Genomic DNA, 19,161 nt, shown 5'->3' on the forward strand with positions numbered 1-19,161 from the left:
GAGGGAACGCCGCCGCGTGCGGGCGGCACCACCAGGGAGGACGTTTGATGCTGAAACGGTTGTTGCTCGCCAGCGCGCTCTGCGCCGTTGCCGCCAGCCAGGCTCTGGCGCAGACGCCGGTGAAGATCGGCGTGCTGAACGACCGCTCGGGCGTCTATGCCGACATCGCCGGCGAGGGCTCGGTCGTCGCCGCCCGCATGGCGGTGGAGGACTTCAAGGCCGCCGAGAAGGGCCTGAAGGTCGAGATCGTCGCCGCCGACCACCAGAACAAGCCGGATGTCGGCGCCTCGATCGCCCGGCAATGGTACGACCGCGACGGCGTCGACGCGATCTTCGACGTGCCGACCTCCTCGGTGGCGCTCGCCGTCAACCAGGTGACGCGCGAGAAGAACAAGGCCTTCATCAATTCGGGCGCCGGCACCGCCGACCTCACCGGGCCGCAATGCTCGCCCAATACCGTCCACTGGACCTACGACACGGTGGCGCTGGCCAACGGCACCGGCGGCGCCATGGTCAAGCGCGGCGGCACCACCTGGTTCTTCCTCACCGCCGACTACGCCTTCGGCCAGGCGCTCCAGCGCGACACCAGCGAGGTCGTGAACAAGAACGGCGGCAAGGTCGTCGGCGCGGTCAAGACGCCGTTCCCGACTGCCGACTTCTCGTCCTTCCTGCTCCAGGCGCAAGGGTCGGGCGCCAAGGTGATCGGGCTCGCCAATGCCGGCGGCGACACCATCAACGCCATCAAGCAGGCGGCGGAGTTCGGCATCACCGAGGGCGGCCAGGCCATCGCCGGCCTGCTGATCTTCTCCTCCGACATCCACGCCCTGACCCCGAAGATCGCGCAGGGCCTGGTGCTGACCGAGCCGTTCTACTGGGACCTCAACGACGGCACCCGCGCCTTCTCCGACCGCTTCGCCAAGCAGAACGGCGGCAAGAAGCCGACCGCCGTGCAGGCCGGCGTCTATGCCAGCGTGCTGCACTACCTCAAGGCGGTCGAGGGGCTGAAGTCGGCCTCCGACGGGGGCAAGGTCGTCGCCAGGATGAAGGAGATCCCGACCGACGATCCGCTCTTCGGCAAGGGCAACATCCGTCCCGACGGCCGCACGATCCACGACATGTACCTGTTCGAGGTGAAGAAGCCGGCCGAGTCGAAGGGCCCGTGGGACCTCTACAAGACCCTGGCGACGATCCCCGGCAACGAGGCGTTCCGCCCGCTCAACCAGGGCAACTGCCCGCTGGTGAACAAGAGCTGACGCTCATTCCGGCGGCGCTCCGCGAGCGCCGCCGGCCCATCCGAATCAGGCCCGGTCCCCACGCGAGTCGCCAGACCCCATGCCCACGATCCTCGGCGTCCCCATGCAGGCGCTCTTCGGCCAGCTCCTGCTCGGCCTCATCAACGGCTCGTTCTACGCCATCCTGTCGCTCGGGCTGGCGATCATCTTCGGCCTGTTGAACATCATCAACTTCACCCACGGCGCACAGTACATGATGGGCGCCTTCGTCGCCTGGATGCTGCTGAATTATGCCGGCCTCGGCTATTGGTGGGCGCTGCTCCTGGCGCCGATCATCGTCGGCATCTTCGGGGTGATCCTGGAACGGCTGCTGATCTCGCGGCTGTACAAGCTCGATCACCTCTACGGCCTGCTGCTGACCTTCGGCCTGGCGCTGATCATCCAGGGCCTGTTCCGCAACGAGTACGGCGTGTCGGGCCTGCCCTACGCGATCCCCGCCGAGCTGTCCGGCGGCCAGCGCCTGCCGTTCATGTTCCTGCCGAACTACCGCGGCTGGGTCGTCGTCGCCTCGCTGATCGTCTGCATCGTCACCTGGCTCGTCATCGAGAAGACCAAGCTCGGCGCCTACCTGCGCGCCGCGACCGAGAACCCGACCCTGGTCCAGGCCTTTGGCGTCAACGTGCCCCTGCTGCTGACGCTGACCTACGGCTTCGGCGTGGCGCTCGCCGCCTTCGCGGGCGTGCTCGCCGCCCCCGTCTACTCGGTGAACCCGAACATGGGCGCCGACATCATCATCGTGGTCTTCGCGGTCGTGGTGATCGGCGGCATGGGGTCGATCCTCGGCTCGATCATCACCGGCTTCAGCCTCGGGCTGGTCGAGGGCCTGACCAAGGTGTTCTACCCGGAAGCCTCCTCGACCGTGATCTTCGTCATCATGGTGCTGGTGCTGCTGGTGAAGCCCGCCGGCCTGTTCGGCCGCACCGCCTGACCCGCCTCGCCTGAAGGAACTCACCAAGATGTCCTCCGCCGCGGCGTCCACCGACGCCTCCCCGATCGCCCCCACCCTGCCCGAAGGCCGGGACGCCAAGGTGTTCCACCGCCTCGTCTTCGTCATCATCGCGGTCATGCTCGCGGTGCTGCCCTTCATCCTGTATCCCGTCTTCCTGATGAAGGTGTTGTGCTTTGCGCTGTTCGCGCTGGCCTTCAACCTGCTGCTCGGCTACGGCGGCCTTCTGTCCTTCGGCCACGCCGCCTATTTCGGCATGGCGAGCTACGTCACCGCCTATACCGCCAAGTACTGGGGCCTGACGCCGGAACTCGCGATCCTCGGCGGCACCCTGATGGCCGCGCTCCTCGGCCTCGTCTTCGGGGCGCTCGCCATCCGCCGCCAGGGCATCTACTTCTCGATGATCACCCTGGCGCTCGCCCAGATGGTGTTCTTCTTCTCGCTGCAAGCCAAGTTCACCGGCGGCGAGGACGGCATCCAGGCGGTGCCGCGCGGCAACTTGTTCGGGGTGATCAGCCTCGCCGACGACCGGGTGCTCTACGCGCTGGTCGCGGTGATCTTCTTCCTCGGCCTGCTCTTAATCTACCGCATCATCCACTCGCCCTTCGGCCAGGTGCTGAAGGCGATCCGCGACAACGAGCCGAGGGCGATCTCGCTCGGCTACCGCGCCAACCAGTACAAGCTCGCGGTGTTCGTGCTCTCGACGACGCTGGCGGGCCTGGCCGGCTCGACCAAGGCGATCGTGTTCCAGCTCGCCTCGCTCACCGACGTGCATTGGTCGATGTCGGGCGAGGTGGTGCTGATGACGCTGGTCGGCGGCATGGGCACGGTGTTCGGCCCGATCCTCGGTTCCTTCGTCATCATCGCGATGGAGAACTACCTGGCGCAGTTCGGCGCCTGGGTGACGATCATCCAGGGCGTGGTGTTCGTGGTCTGCGTGCTGGTGTTCCGCGAAGGCATCCTGGGTCTGGTGGCCCGGACGTTGAAGCGGCCGCTCTGAGGGCGGGGGATTCGCCACGCTGCTCCGCGGAGTTTCCACCCTCCGCGTCATCCCGGGGCCCGGCGCAGCCGGGAACCCGGGACCCATGACCGCCGACGATCATAAGCGAAGCGACCAGCGCTCCGCCTCGTCCTACACCGTCAGCGGTCATGGATCCCGGGTTCCGCTGCGCGGCCCCGGGAATGGCACCGAGGCCGGCAGATCCGCCGAGGCCGGGTGGCAGCAGACCTCAGAAGAAGGTCGGCCGCGCGCTGGCGGTGTGCTCTTTCAGCACCGCGCCGGTCGTGGTATCGACCTCCTTCATCAGGACGTCGTAGCCCCACAGGTCGGCGAGGTGCTGCAGCACCCGCATCGCGTCGTCCTTGTTGAGCAGGACGCGGTTGAGCACCTTGTGGTGCAGGATCAGCTTGCGGTCACCTTCGAGGTCGACGTCGACCACCTCGATGTCCGGGTCGAGCCAGGCGACGTCGTATTGCCGCGCGAAGGCCCGACGCAACTTCCGGTAGCCGCGCTCGTCGTGGATCGCCTCGACCCGGAGTTCCGGCTTGTCCGGATCGTCGGTGACGTGGAACAGCCGCAGCTGGCGCATCAGCTTCGGGCTGAGGAACTGCGCGATGAAGCTCTCGTCGCGGTAATTCGCCCAGACATCGCGAAGAACCCCCATCGCGTCGCCGCTGCCGGCGATGTCCGGGAACCAGGCCCGGTCCTCCTCGGTCGGCTCGGTGCAGATGCGGGCGATGTCCGTCATCATGGCAAAGCCGATGGCGTAGGGGTTGTGGCCGCCGTAATGCCGGTCGTCATAGGTCGGCTGGCGGATCACGTTGGTGTGCGATTGCAGGAATTCGAGGTAGGCCGCCTCGTCGATCTGCCCGGTCTCCGACAGCCGGGTCATGATCCGGTAATGGTTGTAGGTGGCGCAGCCCTCGTTCATCACCTTGGTCTGGCGCTGGGGATAGAAATACTGCGCCACGTGGCGGACGATGCGCAGGATCTCGCGCTGCCACGGCTGGAGCCGCGGCGCCGCCTTCTCCAGGAAGTAGAGGATGTTCTCCTGCGGCAGTTCCAGGAGCGCCCGGCGCCGCTCGGCATGCGGGTCCGGCTTGCCGGCCTGGGTCTTGGCCGGCAGGGTGCGCCAGAGGTCGTTGTACATCCGCTCCTGGTGCTCCTGCCGCTCGCGCTCGCGGCGCTGCTCGGAGGAGAGGTCGGGCCGCTTCTTGCGCGGGTAGCGGTGGACGCCCTGGTTCATCAGGGCGTGGGCGGCGTCCAGCACCGCCTCGACGGCGTTGTGGCCGTAGCGCTCCTCGCACCGGGTGATGAAGGTCTTGGCGAAATCCAGGTAGTCGAGGATGCCTTCCGCATCCGTCCATTGCCGGAAGAGGTAGTTGTTCTTGAAGAAGTGATTGTGGCCGAAGGCGGCGTGGGCGATGACCAGCGTCTGCATCGTCGCCGTGTTCTCCTCCATGATGTAGGAGATGCACGGATCGGAATTGATGACGATCTCGTAGGCCAGCCCCATCAGGCCGCGGCGATAACCGGCCTCGTGCTGGGCGAAGTGCTTGCCGAACGACCAGTGCTTGTAGAACAGCGGCATGCCGATCGACGCATAGGCGTCGAGCATCTGCTCGGCGGTGATGATTTCGATCTGGTTCGGATACCAGCTCAAGCCGAGTTCCGGTCCGGCGATCGCCTCGCAGGCGTCGTGGATGCGCCGGATCGTGTCGAAATCCCAGTCGTTGCCGGTGAAGAGCGGGGTGTTCTTGGCGATCACGGCCGGGCCGGCGGGCCGCGCGCCGAAGGTGGCGGAACTCATCGGGCGTCGGACCTCCCGGTGCCTCTGGAGCATTTTCCGACGACGTGGAGACCGGTTCGTCGAAGAAAATGCGGCTAAACTGAATCCGGAGCATCCCCCGGCGGGATGCGAACCCTGAACTCTGAAACGCGCGGCCTCGGACGGCCGCGCCCTCGTCACGGTGACGCGGCCTCCTGCCCGGCCTTGCTGCGGGCGAACAGCTCGCGGAAGACCGGGTAGATGTCGCGGCGGTGGTTGACCTTGCGCATGGCGAGCACCGAATTGGTCTTCGCGACCGGCTCGTAGGTGCGCCACAACGTCGTGCGGTGCTCGACGAAGCCGGCCCGCGGCCCGCCCTCGTCGCCGACCTCGAGATAGGCGAAGTACTGGCAGGCCGGCAGGATGGCCGAGCGCAGGAGATCCTGCGAGGTGGCGCCGTCGCTCGACACGTTGTCGCCGTCCGAGGCTTGCGCCGCGTAGATGTTCCAGTCCTCGGGATTGTAGCGCTCGGCGATGATCCGCTTCATCTCGACCAAAGCCGAGGAGACCAGCGTGCCGCCGGTCTCGCGCGAGCCGAAGAACGTCTCCTCATCGACCTCCTTGGCGTGGTCGGTATGGCGGATGAAGACGATCTCGACGTGCTTGTAGCGCCGGGTCAGGAAGATGTGCAGCAGGATGTAGAACCTTTTGGCGAGGTCCTTCATGTGCTCGGTCATCGAGCCCGAGACGTCCATCAGGCAGAACATCACCGCCTGGGCGACGGGCCGCGGATAGGGCTCGAAGCGCCGGTAGCGCAGGTCGATCGGATCGACGTACGGGATGCGCTGCGAGCGGGTGCGCAGGCGCTCCAGCTCCGCCTTCAACTCGTCGAGGATCACCGCGTCGGGCTGGCTCTCCTCCAGCGCCCGGATCTCCTCCGCCAGGGCCTCCATCTCGACGGATTTGGGCCGCTTCAGCGCGATGCGCCGCGACAGCGAGTTGCGCAGGGTCCGCCCGAGCGCCAGGTTCGCGGGCGAGCCCGACACCGTGTAGCCGGCCCGCCGCAGGGTCGCGGTCTCGACCACCGCGAGGCGGCGCTTGGCGAGGTCGGGCAATTCGAGGTCTTCGAGGAAGAGTTCCAAAAACTCCTCGCGGGTGAGGACGAACCGGAACGTGTCCTCGCCGTCGGCCCCGCCGTCGCTGCCCTCGCCGCTGCCGCCCCCTCCCCCGCCGCCGCCCGGCGGGCGCTCGATCAGGTCACCCTCGATATAGGTCTTGTTGCCCGGCAGGATGTGGTCGTTGATCCCGGTCGAGGGGTTGCGGGTGAATTTCGGCTCGCGCACCCCGTCGACCGGCACGGTGACGTTGCCGTCCTTGCCGAGATCCTTGATGTCCTTGTCCCGGGCCGCCTCGCGCACGGCGCGCTGGGCCACGTCCCGGACCCGGCGCAGGAAACGCTGCCGGTTCGCCAGGCTCTTGCCGCCGGGATTGAGGCGTCGATCGATGATGTGCATCCGCTTCGCGCTCTCCGATCACGCCATCCTACCGTATCGGGCATAGTCCCCGCCACCGCTCCCTGGGTGGCAGACCCGCGGAAGATCCTTCCGCGGGCCTTGTTGGTTCGATCGCGGGTCAGCCCGCCTGCTTGACGCGCATGTACCACTCGACCAGGCGACGCACCTGGCGCTCGGTATAGCCGCGATCCTTCATCCGCTCGACGAACTCGCCGTGCTTCTTCTCGGTCTCGCTGTCCTTCTTCGAGCCGAAGGAGATCACCGGCAGCAATTCCTCGACCTGGCTGAACATCCGCCGCTCGATGACTTCGCGGATCTTCTCGTAGGAGGTCCAGGACGGGTTGCGCCCGCCATGCTGGGCCCGCGAGCGCAGGGCGAACTTCACCACCTCATTGCGAAAATCCTTCGGGTTGGCGATGCCCGCCGGCTTCTCGATCTTGGTGAGTTCCTGGTTCAGAAGTTCCCGGTTGAGCAGCTGCCCGGTCTCCGGGTCCTTGAAGTCCTGGTCCTCGATCCAGGCATCGGCGTAGTCGATATAGCGGTCGAACAGGTTCTGGCCGTAATCGTGATACGATTCGAGATACGCCTTCTGGATCTCGTGGCCGATGAACTCGGCGTAGCGCGGTGCCAGCTCGCCCTTGATGAATTCGAGGTAGCGCTTCTCGGTCTCGGGGGGGAGCTGCTCGCGGCGCAGCGACTGCTCGAGGACGTACATCAGGTGGACCGGGTCGGCCGAGACCTCGGTGGTGTCGTGGTTGAAGGTGGCGGCCATCACCTTGAAGGCGAAGCGGGTCGAGATCCCGTCCATGCCCTCGTCGACGCCGGCGGTGTCCTTGTATTCCTGCATCGAGCGGGCGCGGGGATCGACCTCGCGCAAGGACTCGCCGTCATAGACCCGCATCTTGGAGAAGACGTTCGAGTTCGCGTGCTCGCGCAGGCGCGAGAGCACCGAGAACCGGGCCAGCATCTCCAGCGTGCCGGGGGCGCAGCGGGCGGTGGCCAGTTCGGAGCCCGAGACCAGCTTCTCGTAGATCCGCTGCTCCTCGGTCACCCGCAGGCAGTACGGCACCTTGATGACGTAGATGCGGTCGATGAAGGCTTCGTTGTTCTTGTTGGTCTTGAAGCTCTGCCACTCGGCCTCGTTCGAGTGGGCGAGGATGATGCCGGTGAACGGAATCGCGCCGATATTCTCGGTACCGACGTAGTTGCCCTCCTGCGTCGCGGTGAGCAGGGGGTGCAGCATCTTGATCGGCGCCTTGAACATCTCGACGAATTCGAGGATGCCCTGGTTCGCCCGGTTGAGGCCGCCCGAATAGGAATAGGCGTCGGGATCGGCCTGGCTCAGGGTCTCGAGCTTGCGGATGTCGACCTTGCCGACGAGGGACGAGATGTCCTGGTTGTTCTCGTCGCCCGGCTCGGTCTTGGCGATCCCAATCTGGCGCAGGCGCGACGGGTTGACCTTGACGACCTTGAACTTCGAGATGTCGCCGCCGAACTCGTCGAGGCGCTTCAAGCACCACGGGCTCATCAGCCCGGTCAGGCGCCGCCGCGGCACGCCGTAGCGCTCCTCGATCATCGGCCCCATCGTCTCGGGGTCGAACAGCACCAGCGGGCTCTCGAAGACCGGGCTCATCTCGTTGCCGGCCTTGAGCACGTAGATGGGATGCACCTCCATCAGGGCCTTCAGCCGCTCGGCGAGCGACGACTTGCCGCCACCGACCGGCCCGAGCAGGTAGAGGATCTGCTTGCGCTCCTCCAGACCTTGCGCGGCATGGCGGAAGAACGAGACGATCCGCTCGATCGTCTCCTCCATGCCGTAGAACTCGGAGAAGGCGGGATAGGTGCGGATGGTCCGGTTCATGAAGATCCGGCCCAAACGCGGGTCCCGCGCCGTGTCGATGAACTCTGGCTTGCCGATGGCGTCGAGAATGCGCTCCGGCGCACTCGCGTACATCAGGGGGTTGTCACGGCAGGCTTCGAGATATTCGGAGAGAGACAGCTCCGCGTCCCGGCGGGACTCGTAGCTGCGCGCGAAAGTTTGAAAGAGGTCGCTCGCTGACGGCATTGGCATTCCGGACCCTCACGACATCGCCAGGATCATCCTGTCCCGCCTCGGATGCAATCGATATCCCCATGTTTGTCGCAGCGCGGCGACGTTGGGAGGGGTGCGGAGGCGGCCAGGAGCCTGTATGCAGGCCGGTTGCGAGCAAGGCGCGTGCCGCGCCAGTCGGGAAAGTTGCAGATCCGCCAAGGCCAAAGCCCGGTACGCGCCGGCCCTGTGCCGTAAAGGACACGCCCATTCCGGTTTTTCCACACCCCTCGGAGCGCCGTCGGCTGCTCCGCGAGACGTGAGGGGAACGCCGGCCGCAGGGCCGTCGTTCCCGCTTCGTTTCGAACCGGATGTCGGACGGGCGTCAGAGGTCGGTGCCGTCCTTCTTCGCGCCGTCCTTTGCCCCGTCCTTCGGGCCTTCCTTGGTGCCAGCGCCCCCGACGGTGAGCTTGATGGTCTGGGTGCTGACGTTGCCGTCGGTGCCCTTGATCTCCACCGTCACCTCGTCGGTGCCGGTGAAGCCGGCCTTGCTCTCGTAGAACAGGGCCTGGACGTTGGCGTCGGCGTTGGGGCAGCGATAGGTGGCGGGGGTCTTCACCTTGCCGGCGCGCTGGATCAGGGCGCCGTTCTTCGGCGGGCTCGTCACCTTCAGCTCGGGCTGCGGCCCGAGCGAGCAATCCTTCTTCAGGTTCGGCACCATCACCAGCCGGACCTGCTTGCCGGAGACGACGGAGTGCTCGCGCACCTTGGGGGCTTGCGCGAAAGCGGGGCCGGCGGCCAGCACGGGCCCGGCGGCCATCAGGATTGCGAGTGCCAGGGTCGGGCGGATGGGGCTGGTCATGAGGCGTCTTGCTCTCCGAGGGGATGCCGGCCGCATGTGGGGAGCGGGGCTCGCGCCGTCGAGGGCCGGGGCCGTGTTTCCGGAGCGTCAATCCGTCAGTGCAGGACCAGCATGACGAACAGGTTGAAGAGGCCGAGCAGGGCGACCCCGCCGAGCCAGATCCAGTAGCCCCGCCCCTCGACCGGATAGTCGCCGATCATCCTACCCCTCCCCTTGCTCGTCCCTTGGCTCATCCCCCGACGCGTCGCCCGTCGCCGCCTGCAGCACCGCCAGGGTGGCGCCGGTCACCCGGGCGATCTGGGCCGGCGTGAACTCGCCCGCAAGGGCCGAGGCGAGCCCGCGCTCGATCCGCGCCCGCTCGCCGGCATCGCCGATCGCGTCGGCCGGGATGTCGCTCTCGCGCAGGCGGCAGGCATCGCGGATCGTGTCGGCGGCTTGGCGCAGCACCGCGCGCTGGTCGGGCGTCATGTCCCAGAGCGGCTGGCGCAGACGGGCGATCACCCGCTTCGCGTCGCGATAGTCGCGGTCGACCACCGGGATCGCCTCGATCTGGCTCACCAGCAGCACCAGTTCGAGTACGTCGGCGGTGGCTTCCGGGCAGGTGCGCACGATGCGCATCAGCCGGGCGATCAGCTCGGTGGTCGGGGAAGCGTGACGGCGGGGGTCGGCCATGTGCGCCTAACGCGGGGGCCAAGCGGCGGTTCTCCGGGTGGCCGGGCATATTCCGCGCCGGACCCGCCGATCAGTCGTCCGTCACAGTCGGTGTCAGGCGCGCCAGCTGCCGCCGGCACGCCCGCAACTCGTCCAGAACGGCGGTCAGGCTCGCCCGGTCCGCCCGCCCGAGCGGCGGCGGCGCGGCCTCGGGTTCCGGCTCGTGGTCGGATTCGACGAAGGCGGGGGCGACCTGCTCGCCGCGGCCGACGGCCTGGACGAAGCGCATGCCGCGCTCGCGCAGGATCCGCTGGACGCCCCGGATCGTGTAGCCCTGCCCATAAAGCAGGCGGCGGATGCCGCGCAGGAGATCGACGTCGTCGGGACGGTAGTAGCGCCGGTTGCCGCCGCGCTTGAGCGGGCGCACCTGCGTGAAGCGCGTCTCCCAGAAGCGCAGCACGTGCTGGGGCAGGTCGAGGTCCTCGGCGACCTCGCTGATGGTACGGAAGGCGCCGGGTTCTTTCTCAGGCAGAAGGGCGCGAACGGGGGCGTCGGTGCCGCCGGGCTCCGAGACATCCTCGTCCTCGATCGGCATCCCGGTCATCGGCCCGATCCCGAATCAGCCCGCGTGGTGCCCGGGCGGCCTCAACTGTCGTCTTCGTCCGGGGCGGCGTCGCCGTTGATCCGGGCCTTGAGCACGTTCGAGGGCTTGAACACCATCACCCGGCGCGGCTCGATCGCCACCTCGACGCCGGTCTTGGGGTTGCGGCCGACCCGCTTGCCCTTGTCGCGCACCACGAAGGAGCCGAACGAGGACAGCTTCACGGTCTCGCCGGAGGAGAGGCAGCCGCAGATCTCCGACAGGACGGTCTCCACCAGGGCGGCGGATTCCGTCCGCGACAGGCCGACCCGCTGGTAGACGGCCTCGCTCAGATCGGCCCGCGTGACCGTCTTGCCTGCCATCGTGCTGCTCCCCCGGCGGCTGAATCGCGAACTAACGTATGTCTATGATCGCGCACGCTAATCGGCGGTGCGCGCCGGGTCAACCGGGCCTTGGGCGGGTTCCCGGTTACTTTGCCGGGATACTTGGCCCGGATATTCGGCCGGCCTGCCTTCGGGGTCGATCGGCTCCGCCTACCAGCGGATCAGCGCGCTGCCCCAGGTGAAGCCGCCGCCGATCGCCTCGATCATCACGAGGTCGCCGCGCTTGATCCGGCCGTCCCGGCAGGCGGCGTCGAGGGCGAGCGGGATCGAGGCCGCCGAGGTGTTGCCGTGGCGATCCACCGTCAGCACCACCTTCTCGCGGGCGATGCCGAGCTTGTCGGCCGAGGCCTCGATGATCCGCCGGTTGGCCTGGTGCGGCACGAACCAGTCGAGATCGTCGGCGGTGGTGCCGGTGGCCTCGAAGGCCTGGGCGATCACGTCGGTGACCGAGCCGACGGCGAAGCGGAACACCTCCTTGCCGACCATGCGCAGCTTGCCGGTGGTGCCGGTCGAGCCCGGCCCGCCGTCGACGTAGAGTTTTTCCCGATGGCGGCCGTCGGCCCGGAGCTGGCTCGTCAGCACGCCGCGGTCGCTCGCAAGGCCCTCGCCGGGTTGGGCCTCCAGCACCAGGGCGCCGGCGCCGTCGCCGAACAGCACGCAGGTGGTGCGGTCCTCCCAGTCGAGCAGGCGCGAAAAGGTCTCGGCGCCGACGACGAGGGCGCGGGTGGCCGCGCCCGTGACGAGGAACTTGTCGGCGGTGGCGACGGCGTAGACGAAGCCGGCGCAGACCGCCTGGAGGTCGAAGGCGGCACCGGTCCGGATGCCGAGCCCGGCCTGGATCTGCGTCGCCGTCGACGGGAAGGTGTGGTCCGGCGTCGAGGTCGCGCAGATCACGAGGTCGATCGTCGAGGCGTCGATCCCGGCATCCTGCAAGGCGCGTTCGGCCGCCTTGATGCCGAGCACCGAGGTGGTCTCGTCGGCCTCGGCGATGTGGCGCTGGCGGATGCCGGTGCGCTGGATGATCCAGTCGTCCGAGGTGTCGACGCGGGCGGCGAGGTCGTCGTTGGTGACGGTCGTCCGCGGCAGGTAGGAGCCGCAGCCCCGCACCACCGAGCGAAGGCGGGTCATGATGCGTTCTCCCTAGGCTGAAGCGGTCTTCATGCCGATGCCTGGGCCGGCGTCGCGTCGAGGTGTTCCCGGATCGTCCGCATCAGGTCGTGGCGGGCCATGTCGTAGGCGAGGTCGACCGCCGCGGCGAAGCCCTCGGCATCGGCGGCACCGTGGCTCTTGATGACGATGCCCTCGAGGCCGAGGAACACGCCGCCATTGGCCCGGCTCGGATTCATCTTCTCGCGCAGCGCGTTGAAGGCGCCGCGGGCGAACAGGTAGCCGATCTTCGCCATCAGGGTCCGGCCCATCGCACCCTTCAGGTAGGCGGCGATCTGCTTGGCCGTCCCCTCGGCGGTCTTGAGCGCGATGTTGCCGGTGAAGCCTTCCGTCACCACCACGTCGACGGTGCCGCGGCCGAGATCGGTCCCCTCGACGAAGCCGTGATAGGCCAGCCCGGCGAGGTCGGATTCGCGCAGCATCCGGGCGGCCTCCTTGACCGCCTCGTTGCCCTTCATCTCCTCGGTGCCGACGTTGAGGAGCCCGACCGTCGGCCGGTCGAGGTCGAACACGATGCGGGCCATCGCGGCGCCCATCACCGCCATGTCGACGAGGTGGTTGGCATCGGTGCCGATCGTGGCGCCGACATCGAGCACCACGCTCTCGCCGCGCACCGTCGGCCACAGGCAGGCGATGGCCGGCCGCTCGATATGCGACATCGTCTTGAGGCAGATCTTCGACATCGCCATCAGCGCGCCGGTATTGCCGGCCGACACCGCGGCATCGGCCTCGCCGTCGCGGACGGCCTGGATCGCCTTCCACATCGACGACTTGCCGCGGCCGGAGCGCACCGCCTGGCTCGGCTTCTCGTCCATGGCGACCGCCACGGTGGTGTGGCGGATCTCGACGGCGCCCTTCAGGCGCGGCTCGGCCGCGACCAGGGGAGTGAGCACCGCCTCGTCGCCGAACATCAGGAAGGTCGTCTCGGGGTGGCGCTCGCGGGCGAGCCCCGCACCGGGCACGACCGTCGAGGGGCCGTGATCGCCGCCCATCGCGTCGAGCGAGATGCGCACTCTCTGGGACATGGGGGTGTCGAACAGCCTCTCGGATCCACCGGGGACGCGCGAACGAGGGGGTCCGCGGCGCGGCGGAAAATAGCGACCCGGGCCCAGGCCGCAAACGAATTCTGAAGTCTTTTCGTGATGCGGTGGTCGTCAGCCGTCGTTTCCGGCCTCTCGGCCCTTGAGCCCCTGGAGCGCCGCGAAGGGCTTCTCCTCCTCGTCCTCCGCCGGCGGCTCGAAGGCGACGCCGGGCTTGCGCGGATACGGGTCGAGGCCGAGGGCCAGGAACTCGGCGGCGAGGCTGCCGAGGTCGATGCGGCCGTTGACGATCGGATCTGGGATGTCGGCATCCTCGGCCGGCGTCCCCGCGAAGGCGTCGGGGGCGGCGAAGTCGACGTCGACCTCCTCGCTCACCGTGCCGTCGAACGGCTCCAGGGTGACGCTGCAGGTCTGGGTGACGGCGGCCTCTACGGTCCCGGTGACCTGGAGCCGGTGCAGCGAGCCCGAGAGCCGGAAGGTGCCGGTGAGCCGGGCGATGCCCGGCAGGTCGAAATCGCGGGCGAGCGCGGCGCGCTCCCCCTCGTTGGCCTCGACGGTGACGGGCTGGCCGGTCTTCAGAATGCGCTCGACCAGGATCGGGCGGGAGAACGGGCCGACGCTGTCGGGGGTCATCGAGGGCTCCTTGTCGGATCCTGGGAGTGGGGGCCGGGAAACGGGCGCGGCAGCCCTGCGGGGTGCCCGCGCGGTCGGGCCCGGATCGCCAGGAGATGCGTCGCGGCGCGCTCTGGCGCAAGGTCCCCCTGTCTCCGGGACTTGCCTCCGGGACTTGCCTCCGGTCAGGCCGCGGGACCGGCGAAGGCCGCCGGATCGGGCAGGACCGGGCCGGCCGCCATCAGGGCGTCGAGATCCGTGCCCGCGAGCGCGGCATCCGCCGCCGCCACGTAGGCCGCGAGCCCCCGCGCCGCGTCGGGCTCGTCCCGGGCCAGGACGTTGCGGGCGAGCGCCGCCGCCAGGCCGTCGCGGTCGCCGGCATCGAGGGCCGCGTCGTAGGCGGCGGCGCGGCCGTAGAAGGCCTGGGCCAGCTTCTTCATCCGCTTCGACACCCCCATGTCGCCGACGCCGAGTTCGCGCAGGGACGAATCGAGCTGCGCGAAGACCGAGTTGACGAGATCCTGGGCGATGTCCGCCGCCGGGGCCGGGAGCCGGCGCAGGTGGCGCAGCACCAGGACGACGTGCAGGCACAGGGCCTCGAACCGGCCCTCGACCGTGTCGGGCACGCCGAGATCGAGGTAGAGCGCCGGCACCCGCGCCCCGGCATTGATGCGGATATGCAACGCCTCGATGGCGCGCCGGCGGGCATCCTCACGGCGGAAGGGGTTTCGCATCATCGTGTAAAGTCTCGCTTCCCGCTTCGCGCAGGGATCGGCCGCCGTGGGACCGGTCGCTGCCCTACGTCTTTGATTTCGCCGCATTTTCCTTCGACGAACCAGTGCCCGCCCCGTCGGAGGATGCTCTGGCCGGCCCCGTCGGCGCCGCGTCCCGCCCGTGACCGGACATCCGTGGCCGAAGCTTGGCCGTGCCTTGCCAACGCCACAACCCCGGGGTACGGCAACGGTCGCTTCTCGCGCAAGGCTGCCGTCAGGCCGTCCGATACACGTTCCGCTTACATCTTCCGAGGTCTCGATGCCGCGCCGCTTCACACCGTCGCTCCTCCGCCTCGCCGCGGCCGGCCTGATCGGTCTGTCGGCCGCGGGCTGCGTGATCGGCGAGGAATTCCGGCACGGCTACATCATCGACGATGCCGCCGTCGCCCAGGTGCGGCCCGGCGCCAGCGCCGAGCAGGTGCTCCAGCTCCTCGGCACGCCCACCACCGTCTCCACCGTCGGCAACAAGTCCTGGTACTACATTAGCCAGAACACCCGGCGCCCGGTGATGTTCATCGGCGAGCGCCCGAAGGACCAGCGCGTCCTGGCGGTGTACTTCAACGGCGGCTTCAAGGTCGAGCGCGTGGCGCTCTACGGCGAGCAGGACGGCAAGGTGTTCGACTTCATCTCCCGCACCACGCCGACGAGCGGCGGCGAGCAGGCCTTCCTCGGCCAGCTGATGCGCGGCCTGACCAAGTTCGAGCCGTTCGGCAACGCGCGGTAAGCGGCTTCTCCTGCGAGGGACGTCGAGTTCTCCTCACAGGCATCGTGCATCCTCTACTCCCCGCAGGCGCAGGGCTATCCGGGAGAAAAGCGTAGCGCAGGCTCCTCTCCCCGCGGGCGCAGGGCTGTCCGGGGAAAGAAAAAGGCGCGTCTCCCCTCTCCCGTGTGGGAGAGGGGCCGGGGTGAGGGTGGCTCGGGTGCCGCAATGACCCTGTTCTGTCGAGCTGCGCAGCTCGACGCTTAGCGGTTTATCCTGAACCCGAGCCACCCTCACCCCTACCCCTCTCCCACTCGGGAGAGGGGATCCAGCGCTTGATTTTAAACGGGATTTTCCCCGGACAGCCCTACCGCGGGCGGGGAGAGGAGAAGACCGAACCGGGCCCCTACTCCGCCGCCGCCCGCTCTTCCTCATCGCTCCCCAGGAACCCACCGGATTGCCGCGCCCACAGGCGGGCATAGAGCCCACCGGCCTTGATCAGGTCGGCGTGCCTGCCCTCCTCGACGATCCGACCCCGATCGAGCACCACCAGCCGGTCGAGGGCCGCGATGGTCGAGAGGCGGTGGGCGATGGCGAGCACGGTCTTGCCCTGCATCAGCCGGTCGAGGGAGCCCTGGATCGCCGCCTCGACCTCCGAATCGAGGGCCGAGGTCGCCTCGTCGAGGATCAGGATCGGTGCGTCCTTCAGGATCACCCGGGCGATGGCGATGCGCTGGCGCTGCCCGCCCGAGAGCTTGACGCCGCGCTCGCCGACCTGCGCGTCGTAGCCGCCGCGGCCCTTGTGGTCGGTGAGGTCGCGGATGAAGGCGTCGGCATGCGCGGCCTTCGCCGCCGCGACGATCTCCGCCTCGGTCGCGTCCTCGCGGCCATACGCGATGTTGTCGCGGATCGAGCGGTGGAGGAGCGAGGTATCCTGCGTCACCACGGCGATCTGGCGGCGCAGGGAGGCTTGCGTCACCGCGGCGATGTCCTGCCCGTCGATCAGGATGCGCCCGCCCTCGAGGTCGTGCAGGCGCAGGAGCAGGGAGGTGAGCGTCGTCTTGCCCGCGCCGCTCGGACCGACGAGGCCGACCTTCTCGCCGGGCTGGATGCGCAAGGTGAGATCCTCGATGATCCCGGCATCCTCACGGCCGTAATGGAAGCTGACGCGCTCGAACCGCACCTCGCCCCCGTCACCGCGAGGTCGCGGGCGCCCGGCCGGTCGGTCAGCGCGTGCGGCAGGGCGATGGTCTGCATGCTCTCCTGCACCACGCCGATATTCTCGAACAGCCCGCGCACGGTCTGCATCACCCAGCCCGACATCGCGATCAGCCGCAGCACCAGGGCGAGGCCCGCCGCCCCCTCACCGGTGGTCATCTGCCCATGCGACCACAGGGCCAGCACCACCCCGGCGGTCACCACGATCAGGGCGCTGTTCAGCAGCGACAGCGTGGCGGTGACGGCGGTGATGAGCCGGAACGAGTGCAGGTAGGCGTCGGTATGCTCGGTCGTGGCGGCCTGCACCGCCGAGCGCTCCTCGCGGTCGCGGGCGAAGAGCTTGACGGTCAGGATGTTGGTGTAGCTGTCGACGATGCGGCCGACGAGGGCCGAGCGGGTATCGGCGACCTTGAGCGAACGCGCTCGCGCCCGAGGCACGAAATAGGCCGTGAGCCCGGCATAGGCGAGGATCCACACCAGGACCGGCAGCATCAGCCAGGGGCTGATCGCCCCGAACAGGCTCACCGCGGTCACCGCGAAGATCGCGACGTAGAGCAGCGTGTCGATGACCACGATGGCGAGCTCGCGCACCGCCACCCCGACCTGCGTCACCCGGTTGGCGAGCCGCCCGGCGAAATCGGCCTGGAAATACGACAGGGCGTGGCCGAGCGTGTAGAGATGGGTGCGCCAGCGGATCAGGCTCGTCGTCTGCGGCACCACGAACTGGTTCGACAGAACCTCGTGCAGCCAGGACAGGACCGGCCGCGCCACCAGGATCAGGGCGGCGGCCAGCATCAACCCGGTGCCGTGGTCGCGCCACAGGGTCTCCGGGCCGGATCTGGCCAGGATGTCCACGAACCAGCCCATCAGCAGGTAGAGCGAGGCCTCGACGCTGCCGGCGGCGAGCGCCACCACGAACAGGATCGCCAGCGGACCCCGCACCGGGCGCAGGTAGAACCAGGCGAAGCCCGCCACCGTGCCGGGCGGGCGGCGCGCCTCGTCGAAGGGGGCGAAGGGATCGATGCGGCGCTCGAGCCAGTCGAGGAACATGCGGGCTCCGGGGGTGAGGGATCCTCAGCTATGCGGCCGGCGGCATCCGCCAACCGGGGGGCGATGCCGCAGGCCGAAGTCCGGCGTATGACGGGCCGATCGAATGGATGCCCGTGGATTCATGCTGCGCCTCGCCCTCTACCAGCCCGACATCCCGCAGAACACCGGCACGATGCTGCGCCTCGCCGCCTGCCTCGGCGTCGCCGTCGAGATCATCGAGCCGGCGGGCTTCGACGTCTCGGACCGCCACCTGCGCCGCTCCGGCCTCGATTACCTCGACCACGTCGCGATCACCCGCCACCGCTCCTACGCCGCCTTCGACGCCTGGCGGCGGGAGGCCGGGATCCGCCTGGTGCTCGCCACCACCGCCGGCTCGGTGCCCTACACCGCGCACGCCTTCCGGGACGGCGACTGCCTGATGGTCGGACGCGAATCGGCCGGGGTGCCGGATTTGGTCCACGCCGATGCGGAGGCCCGGGTGACGATCCCGATGCGGCCGGGCATGCGCTCGCTCAACGTCGCGGTGGCGGCCGGGATGATTCTCGGCGAGGGGGTACGCCAGCTCGGCAGCCTCTGACATCTTGGCCCGGACGCGCCGGTATGGAATGAAGAGGACCATGACCGACGCCGCTCCCGACATCGCCGCGCTCAAGACCGAGGCGACCGCTTGGTTCTCGACCCTGCGCGACCGCATCTGCGCCGCCCTCGAAGAGATCGAGGAGGAGGCGACGGGGCCGTTCGCCCCGAGGCCGGCGGGCCCGGGCGCTTCGAGCGTACGCCCTGGGAGCGCAAGGACCATTCCGGTGCGCCTGGCGGCGGCGGCACGATGGCGATGCTGCGCGGCCGGGTGTTCGAGAAATGCGGCGTCCACGTCTCGGCGGTGCATGGCGAGTTCGCCCCCGAGTTCCGCGGCCAGATCCCGGGGGCGGCGGAGGATCCGCGCTTCTTCGCCACCGGCATCTCGCTGATCGCCCATCCGTGGAACCCGCACGTGCCGACGGTGCACATGAACACCCGCTTCGTGGTGACGACGAAGACGTGGTTCGGCGGCGGGGCCGACCTGACCCCGGTCCTCGACCGGCGGCGCACGCAAGAGGACCCGGACACGGTCGCGTTCCACGCCGCCTTCGAGGCGGCCTGTGCGAAGCATCCGGCCGCCGACTACGCTCGCTACAAGGCCTGGTGCGACGAGTATTTCCACCTCAAGCACCGCAACGAGCCCCGCGGCATCGGCGGCATCTTCTACGACTACCACTGGACCGGCGATCCCGCCGCCGACCTCGCCCTCACCCGCGAGGTCGGGACTGCTTTCTTGAGCATCTATCCCGAGATCGTGCGGCGCAACCTCGCCACGCCCTGGACCGAGGCCGACCGCCACGAGCAGCAGGTGCGTCGCGGCCGCTACGTCGAGTTCAACCTGCTCTACGACCGCGGCACGATCTTCGGCCTGAAGACCGGCGGCAACGTCGCGTCGATCCTGTCGTCGATGCCGCCGACGGTGCGCTGGCCTTAGGATCCCACCTTATCCCGAGGCTGTCCCACTCCCATCTGAACG

General features: G+C 68.6%; 16 protein-coding genes and 2 pseudogenes. 6 read left to right on the forward strand and 12 right to left on the reverse strand.

Annotated features, from left to right (window positions below; translation table 11 throughout):
• Positions 1-47 precede the first annotated feature (47 nt).
• The 3 genes from F1D61_RS15585 to F1D61_RS15595 all read left to right on the forward strand — a co-directional run bounded on the left by F1D61_RS15585 (position 48) and on the right by F1D61_RS15595 (position 3,238).
• On the forward strand, positions 48-1,253 hold the full coding sequence (locus tag F1D61_RS15585; RefSeq protein WP_203158800.1) for an ABC transporter substrate-binding protein: 1,206 nt from the start codon (positions 48-50) through the stop codon (positions 1,251-1,253).
• Positions 1,254-1,332: 79 nt separating this feature from the next.
• The gene (locus tag F1D61_RS15590; RefSeq protein WP_203158802.1) at positions 1,333-2,220 is read left to right on the forward strand and encodes a branched-chain amino acid ABC transporter permease; all 888 of its coding nucleotides are present in this window, start codon (positions 1,333-1,335) and stop codon (positions 2,218-2,220) included.
• A 28-nt stretch (positions 2,221-2,248) separates the two neighbouring features.
• A complete protein-coding gene (locus F1D61_RS15595) occupies positions 2,249-3,238 on the forward strand; it encodes a branched-chain amino acid ABC transporter permease (protein ID WP_203158803.1) in 990 nt (329 codons plus the stop codon).
• A 229-nt stretch (positions 3,239-3,467) separates the two neighbouring features.
• Here F1D61_RS15595 and F1D61_RS15600 read toward each other — a convergent pair whose 3' ends face one another.
• The 11 genes from F1D61_RS15600 to F1D61_RS15650 all read right to left on the reverse strand — a co-directional run bounded on the left by F1D61_RS15600 (position 3,468) and on the right by F1D61_RS15650 (position 14,602).
• The gene (locus F1D61_RS15600) at positions 3,468-5,048 is read right to left on the reverse strand and encodes a SpoVR family protein (protein WP_203158808.1); all 1,581 of its coding nucleotides are present in this window, start codon (positions 5,046-5,048) and stop codon (positions 3,468-3,470) included.
• Positions 5,049-5,203: 155 nt separating this feature from the next.
• Complete coding sequence (locus tag F1D61_RS15605; RefSeq protein WP_203158812.1) at positions 5,204-6,520, reverse strand: YeaH/YhbH family protein; 1,317 nt, start codon at positions 6,518-6,520, stop codon at positions 5,204-5,206.
• Positions 6,521-6,638: 118 nt separating this feature from the next.
• A complete protein-coding gene (locus F1D61_RS15610; RefSeq protein ID WP_203158813.1) occupies positions 6,639-8,591 on the reverse strand; it encodes a PrkA family serine protein kinase in 1,953 nt (650 codons plus the stop codon).
• Positions 8,592-8,934: 343 nt separating this feature from the next.
• Positions 8,935-9,411 carry a 4-aminobutyrate aminotransferase gene (locus F1D61_RS15615; RefSeq protein WP_203158814.1) on the reverse strand — a complete coding sequence of 159 codons (477 nt, stop codon included), beginning with the start codon at positions 9,409-9,411 and terminating at the stop codon, positions 8,935-8,937.
• A gap of 201 nt (positions 9,412-9,612) precedes the next feature.
• Positions 9,613-10,083 carry a hypothetical protein gene (locus tag F1D61_RS15620; RefSeq protein WP_203158815.1) on the reverse strand — a complete coding sequence of 157 codons (471 nt, stop codon included), beginning with the start codon at positions 10,081-10,083 and terminating at the stop codon, positions 9,613-9,615.
• A gap of 70 nt (positions 10,084-10,153) precedes the next feature.
• Positions 10,154-10,666 (reverse strand): MerR family transcriptional regulator, encoded by a 513-nt coding sequence (locus tag F1D61_RS15625; RefSeq protein WP_246775905.1) that lies wholly within the window; start codon positions 10,664-10,666, stop codon positions 10,154-10,156.
• A gap of 41 nt (positions 10,667-10,707) precedes the next feature.
• Positions 10,708-11,025 carry an integration host factor subunit alpha gene (locus tag F1D61_RS15630; protein ID WP_203158816.1) on the reverse strand — a complete coding sequence of 106 codons (318 nt, stop codon included), beginning with the start codon at positions 11,023-11,025 and terminating at the stop codon, positions 10,708-10,710.
• Positions 11,026-11,196: 171 nt separating this feature from the next.
• Positions 11,197-12,174, reverse strand: coding sequence for a beta-ketoacyl-ACP synthase III (locus F1D61_RS15635; RefSeq protein WP_203158817.1), 978 nt, complete (start codon positions 12,172-12,174; stop codon positions 11,197-11,199).
• A 29-nt stretch (positions 12,175-12,203) separates the two neighbouring features.
• Positions 12,204-13,238 (reverse strand): phosphate acyltransferase PlsX, encoded by a 1,035-nt coding sequence (gene plsX / locus F1D61_RS15640; protein ID WP_203158818.1) that lies wholly within the window; start codon positions 13,236-13,238, stop codon positions 12,204-12,206.
• A 129-nt stretch (positions 13,239-13,367) separates the two neighbouring features.
• Positions 13,368-13,886, reverse strand: coding sequence for a YceD family protein (locus tag F1D61_RS15645; RefSeq protein WP_203158819.1), 519 nt, complete (start codon positions 13,884-13,886; stop codon positions 13,368-13,370).
• A 164-nt stretch (positions 13,887-14,050) separates the two neighbouring features.
• A complete protein-coding gene (locus F1D61_RS15650; RefSeq protein WP_203158820.1) occupies positions 14,051-14,602 on the reverse strand; it encodes a ubiquinol-cytochrome C chaperone family protein in 552 nt (183 codons plus the stop codon).
• 295 nt (positions 14,603-14,897) lie between these two features.
• Here F1D61_RS15650 and F1D61_RS15655 point away from each other — a divergent pair, with 295 nt between their 5' ends.
• The gene (locus F1D61_RS15655; protein WP_203158821.1) at positions 14,898-15,362 is read left to right on the forward strand and encodes an outer membrane protein assembly factor BamE; all 465 of its coding nucleotides are present in this window, start codon (positions 14,898-14,900) and stop codon (positions 15,360-15,362) included.
• 382 nt (positions 15,363-15,744) lie between these two features.
• On the opposite strand, the pseudogene F1D61_RS15660 reads toward F1D61_RS15655, so the two are convergent.
• Positions 15,745-17,606, reverse strand: a pseudogene (locus tag F1D61_RS15660) (ABC transporter ATP-binding protein).
• A 121-nt stretch (positions 17,607-17,727) separates the two neighbouring features.
• On the opposite strand from F1D61_RS15660, the gene F1D61_RS15665 reads away from it, so the two are divergent.
• Entirely contained in the window at positions 17,728-18,183 is a 456-nt protein-coding gene (locus tag F1D61_RS15665) for a tRNA (cytidine(34)-2'-O)-methyltransferase (RefSeq protein ID WP_203158822.1), read from the forward strand.
• A 40-nt stretch (positions 18,184-18,223) separates the two neighbouring features.
• A pseudogene (gene hemF / locus F1D61_RS15670) lies at positions 18,224-19,119 on the forward strand (oxygen-dependent coproporphyrinogen oxidase).
• Positions 19,120-19,161: the final 42 nt, after the last annotated feature.

Source organism: Methylobacterium aquaticum, from assembly GCF_016804325.1.
GTDB classification, from domain to species: Bacteria; Pseudomonadota; Alphaproteobacteria; order Rhizobiales; family Beijerinckiaceae; genus Methylobacterium; species Methylobacterium aquaticum_C.

What these genes read in the sequence shown, in the direction of transcription:
- plsX (WP_203158818.1), bottom strand. Translation starts at nt 13,238, where the DNA reads ATGTCCCAGAGAGTGCGCATCTCGCTCGACGCGATGGGCGGCGATCAC.
- F1D61_RS15665 (WP_203158822.1), top strand. Translation starts at nt 17,728, where the DNA reads ATGCTGCGCCTCGCCCTCTACCAGCCCGACATCCCGCAGAACACCGGC.
- F1D61_RS15595 (WP_203158803.1), top strand. Translation starts at nt 2,249, where the DNA reads ATGTCCTCCGCCGCGGCGTCCACCGACGCCTCCCCGATCGCCCCCACC.
- F1D61_RS15585 (WP_203158800.1), top strand. Translation starts at nt 48, where the DNA reads ATGCTGAAACGGTTGTTGCTCGCCAGCGCGCTCTGCGCCGTTGCCGCC.
- F1D61_RS15645 (WP_203158819.1), bottom strand. Translation starts at nt 13,886, where the DNA reads ATGACCCCCGACAGCGTCGGCCCGTTCTCCCGCCCGATCCTGGTCGAG.
- F1D61_RS15655 (WP_203158821.1), top strand. Translation starts at nt 14,898, where the DNA reads ATGCCGCGCCGCTTCACACCGTCGCTCCTCCGCCTCGCCGCGGCCGGC.
- F1D61_RS15610 (WP_203158813.1), bottom strand. Translation starts at nt 8,591, where the DNA reads ATGCCAATGCCGTCAGCGAGCGACCTCTTTCAAACTTTCGCGCGCAGC.
- F1D61_RS15650 (WP_203158820.1), bottom strand. Translation starts at nt 14,602, where the DNA reads ATGATGCGAAACCCCTTCCGCCGTGAGGATGCCCGCCGGCGCGCCATC.
- F1D61_RS15630 (WP_203158816.1), bottom strand. Translation starts at nt 11,025, where the DNA reads ATGGCAGGCAAGACGGTCACGCGGGCCGATCTGAGCGAGGCCGTCTAC.
- F1D61_RS15635 (WP_203158817.1), bottom strand. Translation starts at nt 12,174, where the DNA reads ATGACCCGCCTTCGCTCGGTGGTGCGGGGCTGCGGCTCCTACCTGCCG.
- F1D61_RS15620 (WP_203158815.1), bottom strand. Translation starts at nt 10,083, where the DNA reads ATGGCCGACCCCCGCCGTCACGCTTCCCCGACCACCGAGCTGATCGCC.
- F1D61_RS15615 (WP_203158814.1), bottom strand. Translation starts at nt 9,411, where the DNA reads ATGACCAGCCCCATCCGCCCGACCCTGGCACTCGCAATCCTGATGGCC.
- F1D61_RS15605 (WP_203158812.1), bottom strand. Translation starts at nt 6,520, where the DNA reads ATGCACATCATCGATCGACGCCTCAATCCCGGCGGCAAGAGCCTGGCG.
- F1D61_RS15590 (WP_203158802.1), top strand. Translation starts at nt 1,333, where the DNA reads ATGCCCACGATCCTCGGCGTCCCCATGCAGGCGCTCTTCGGCCAGCTC.
- F1D61_RS15600 (WP_203158808.1), bottom strand. Translation starts at nt 5,048, where the DNA reads ATGAGTTCCGCCACCTTCGGCGCGCGGCCCGCCGGCCCGGCCGTGATC.
- F1D61_RS15625 (WP_246775905.1), bottom strand. Translation starts at nt 10,666, where the DNA reads ATGACCGGGATGCCGATCGAGGACGAGGATGTCTCGGAGCCCGGCGGC.